The organism is Stenotrophomonas sp. 22692, from assembly GCF_052045015.1.
GTDB lineage: Bacteria > Pseudomonadota > Gammaproteobacteria > Xanthomonadales > Xanthomonadaceae > Stenotrophomonas > Stenotrophomonas geniculata.
This window is the reverse complement of record NZ_JBQEMR010000077.1, coordinates 1-3366: the sequence shown is the minus strand read 5'-3', so window position 1 is coordinate 3366 and position 3366 is coordinate 1. Positions and strand designations below refer to the sequence as shown.

The 3366-nt window shown below is 69.9% G+C and carries 5 protein-coding genes; 3 read left to right on the top strand and 2 right to left on the bottom strand.

The genetic code is table 11. The annotated features are described in order from the left end of the window. Positions 1–61: 61 nt before the first annotated feature. Both ACTJJM_RS21135 and ACTJJM_RS21130 read right to left on the bottom strand, forming a co-directional pair. Complete coding sequence (locus ACTJJM_RS21135) at positions 62–1522, bottom strand: NAD(P)(+) transhydrogenase (Re/Si-specific) subunit beta (protein WP_143994654.1); 1461 nt, start codon at positions 1520–1522, stop codon at positions 62–64. Next, positions 1519–1839: an NAD(P) transhydrogenase subunit alpha gene (locus tag ACTJJM_RS21130; RefSeq protein ID WP_019338116.1), complete on the bottom strand. Its 321-nt coding sequence runs from the start codon at positions 1837–1839 to the stop codon at positions 1519–1521. Before ACTJJM_RS21130 ends, ACTJJM_RS21135 begins: the two co-directional genes overlap by 4 nt. Before the next feature lie 98 nt (positions 1840–1937). On the opposite strand from ACTJJM_RS21130, the gene ACTJJM_RS21125 reads away from it, so the two are divergent. From ACTJJM_RS21125 to ACTJJM_RS21115, 3 genes are read left to right on the top strand one after another with little or no spacing between them, the layout of a single operon-like run. Beyond that, the gene (locus tag ACTJJM_RS21125) at positions 1938–2522 is read left to right on the top strand and encodes an RNA polymerase sigma factor (RefSeq protein WP_100050615.1); all 585 of its coding nucleotides are present in this window, start codon (positions 1938–1940) and stop codon (positions 2520–2522) included. Beyond that, the gene (locus tag ACTJJM_RS21120; protein WP_049408964.1) at positions 2519–2845 is read left to right on the top strand and encodes a hypothetical protein; all 327 of its coding nucleotides are present in this window, start codon (positions 2519–2521) and stop codon (positions 2843–2845) included. Before ACTJJM_RS21125 ends, ACTJJM_RS21120 begins: the two co-directional genes overlap by 4 nt. Positions 2846–2848: 3 nt before the next feature. Then, on the top strand, positions 2849–3301 hold the full coding sequence (locus ACTJJM_RS21115; protein ID WP_100447756.1) for a DUF3106 domain-containing protein: 453 nt from the start codon (positions 2849–2851) through the stop codon (positions 3299–3301). The last annotated feature ends 65 nt before the right edge of the window (positions 3302–3366 follow it).

The window sequence follows — 3366 nt, the reverse complement described above, 5'->3', positions numbered from 1 at the left end:
CCCCCCCCCCCCCCCCCCCCCCCCCCCCCCCCCCCCCCCCCCCCCCGCTACCGGTACGGCCTCAATGCCCGCCGTCGAGCGCCTTCAGTTCGCTCACCAGCGAGGCTGCCGCTTCCGCACCGTCGCCGTACAGCATGCGGGTGTTGTCGGCGTAGAACAGCGCATTCTCGATGCCGGCAAAGCCGGTGCCCTTGCCACGCTTGATCACCACCACGTTGCGCGCGTTGACCACGTCCAGCACGGGCATGCCGTAGATCGGGCTGGCCGGGTCGGTGCGCGCCACCGGATTGACCACGTCGTTGGCACCGATCACCAGCACCACGTCGGTGTTGGCGAACTCCGGGTTGATGTCGTCCATGTCGGCGATCAGGTCGTAGGGCACGCCCGCTTCGGCCAGCAGTACGTTCATGTGCCCGGGCATGCGCCCCGCCACCGGATGGATCGCGAACTTCACCTTGACCCCACGCTGGCCAAGCCGCTGCGCTAGTTCCCAGATCTTGTGCTGCGCCTGCGCTACCGCCATGCCGTAGCCGGGCACGATCACCACGCGCTCGGCGTAGGCCATCATCGCCGCGACATCCGACGCTTCAATCGGCTTCTGCGCACCCGTGATCGCCTGCGCTTCCCCGCCGGCACCGCCGCCGAAGTTGGAGAACAACACGTTGCGGATCGGCCGGTTCATCGCCTTGGCCATCAGCCGGGTCAGCAGGATGCCCGCCGCGCCGACCATCATGCCGGCGATGATCAATGCCTCGTTGCCCAGCACGTAGCCTTCGAACGACACCGCCAGGCCGGTGAAGGCGTTGTAGAGCGAGATCACCACCGGCATGTCGGCGCCGCCGATCGGCAGCGTCATCAGCACGCCCAGCGCCAATGCCAGCACGAAGAAGGCGACGATCGCCCAGGTGTGGAGCGTGCTCGCGGCGATGATCGCCAGCACCACCACCGCCAGTGCCACCAGCAGGTTCATCACCTGCTGGCCCGGCCAGGTCACGCGCTTGTCGAGGCGGCCATCGAGTTTGGCCCAGGCGATCACCGAGCCGGACAGCGACACCGCACCGATCGCCGCGCCGACCACGGCCAGCAGCAGGACCGTGCCGGACGGCTGCCGCGCGGCCAGGTCAGCCAGCGCCTGCGCGCTCCAGTGGGTGGTATCGCGGTTGGCCAGGAAGGCGTAGCGCAGCAGTTCCACTGCACCAATCGCCGCCGCCGAGCCACCGCCCATGCCGTTGTACAGCGCCACCATCTGCGGCATGTCGGTGATGGCGACCTTGCCGGCCGACCACCAGGCCAGGCCCGCGCCGAGCAGCAGCGCCACCAGGATCAGCGGCACGTTGTGCAGTTCGGGCAGGAAGAACGTCGCCACCGTGGCCAGCAGCATGCCCAGCCCGGCCCAGCGGATGCCGCTGCGCGCAGTCAGCGGCGAGGCCATGCGCTGCAGGCCCAGCAGGAACAGCGTGGCGGCGACGAGGTAGCTGGCCTTGACCAGCCAATCGAGCAGTTCGACGGTGCTGATGTTCAAGCCTGCGGCTCCTTCGACTCGTCCTTGCCGCCCTTGGGCGCGCTCGGCTTGAACATTTCCAGCATGCGCGCGGTGACCACGTAGCCACCGGCGGCGTTGCCGGCACCGAGCACCACGGCGAGGAAGCCCAGCGCTTTCTCCAGCGGTGTCTGCGCATGCCCCAGCACCACCATCGCACCGATCAGCACGATGCCGTGGATGAAGTTGGAGCCCGACATCAGCGGGGTATGCAGGATCACCGGCACCCGCGAAATGATCACGTGGCCGGCGATGGCTGCCAGCATGAAGATGTACAGCGCTACGAACCCGTCACTCACTGGCAACGCTCCTGCTCTGTCTTCGTCGTCCCATCATAACCATGGGCTGAACCCGGTGCGCGCCCGGCGTCAACCGAAGCCGCGCTCACGCGTTGTCGATGGTGACCCCGAGCGAGGAACCGTACCCTGTGCTGGTGAGCAGCCCCGTCCCCCCGAGCGCCGAGACCGATGCCCTGCCGGCGTCGCTGGAAGCGTTCCTGGCCAGCGTCGGCCCGCGTGCGTTCCGCTTCGCCGAGGCCGGCCTGCGCCAGCGCGAAGACGCCATGGACGCGGTGCAGGACGCGCTGCTGCGCATGCTGGACTACGCCGACAAGCCGGCGGCCGAATGGGCGCCGCTGTTCTGGAGCATCCTGCGCCGGCGCGTGATCGACGTGCAGCGCCGGCGCCGCTTCCGCCTGCCGTTCTGGCGCGACAACCAGGACGCGGAAGGCGGCGGGATCGATTGGGCCGATCCCGGCCCGGACCCGGCACAGGCGCATGAACAGCGCCAGCAGTACCAGCATCTGGTAGACGCGTTGCGCCGCCTGCCCGCCCGCCAGCGCGAAGCCTTCACCCTGCGCGTGCTGCAGGACCTGGACGGGGCCACCACCGCCCGCGCCATGGGCTGCAGCGAAGGCGCGGTAAAAACCCATCTGGCACGCGCCCGCCAGGCGCTGCAGGATTACCTGGAGATCCACCCGTGAACCGCTCCCTGCCTTCCGATGACACCCTGCGCAGCCTGCACGCACAGTCGCTGCACGCGCTGTCGCCGGCGACGCTGGCCCGGCTGCGCCAGGCTCGCCACGGCGCCACGGCCGCCCATCGCGGGCGCTGGCGCTGGTGGCTGGCCAGTGCCTGTTCGCTGGTGGTGGCACTGGGTATCGGCCTGCAGTTCAGCGGCCATGGCACGCTGACGGGCTCTGCGCCGGCACCTGTGCTTGCCTCGGTGGAAGACAACAGCGCGCTCTACGACGAAAATCCCGATCTGTACCTGTGGCTGGGCGATACCGACCTGGCGATGGAGTGAACCATGCCCCGATTCAATCTCCTGCCGCTGCTGCTGACCTTGTCGCTGCTGCCGGCCCTCCCGGCACTGGCGCAGAGCGCCGCGCCCGCCCCTGCCGCACGCCCCGCGCCGCTGCCGGCTTGGGAACAGTTGAGTGAAGCACAGCGGGAATCCCTGCTGGCACCGCTGCGCGACCGCTGGAACAGCGCCGATGCCGGCCAGCGCCAGCGCATGCTCTCGCATGGCCAGCGCTGGCAGTCGATGAGCCCTGAGGAACGCGACAAGGCCCGACGTGGCCTGCGCCGCTTCGAGCACATGAGCCCGGAACAGCGTGAGCAGGCCCGGGCCCTGTTCGGCCAGATGCGGGATCTGCCGCCCGCGCAGCGCGACGCACTGCGCGAGCGCTGGTCGCAGATGACGCCGCAACAACGCAAGGACTGGGTGCGCGAGAACCCGCCGCCGGCGAAGCCGCGGTAACGCCTCCGCTTCGGTAGCGGGGGGGGGGGGGGGGGGGGGGGGGGGGGGGGGGGGGGGGGGGGGGG

Excerpts from the sequence above, each read along its gene's own strand:
- ACTJJM_RS21125 (WP_100050615.1), top strand. The coding sequence starts at position 1,938 with ATGGTGACCCCGAGCGAGGAACCGTACCCTGTGCTGGTGAGCAGCCCC.
- ACTJJM_RS21115 (WP_100447756.1), top strand. The coding sequence starts at position 2,849 with ATGCCCCGATTCAATCTCCTGCCGCTGCTGCTGACCTTGTCGCTGCTG.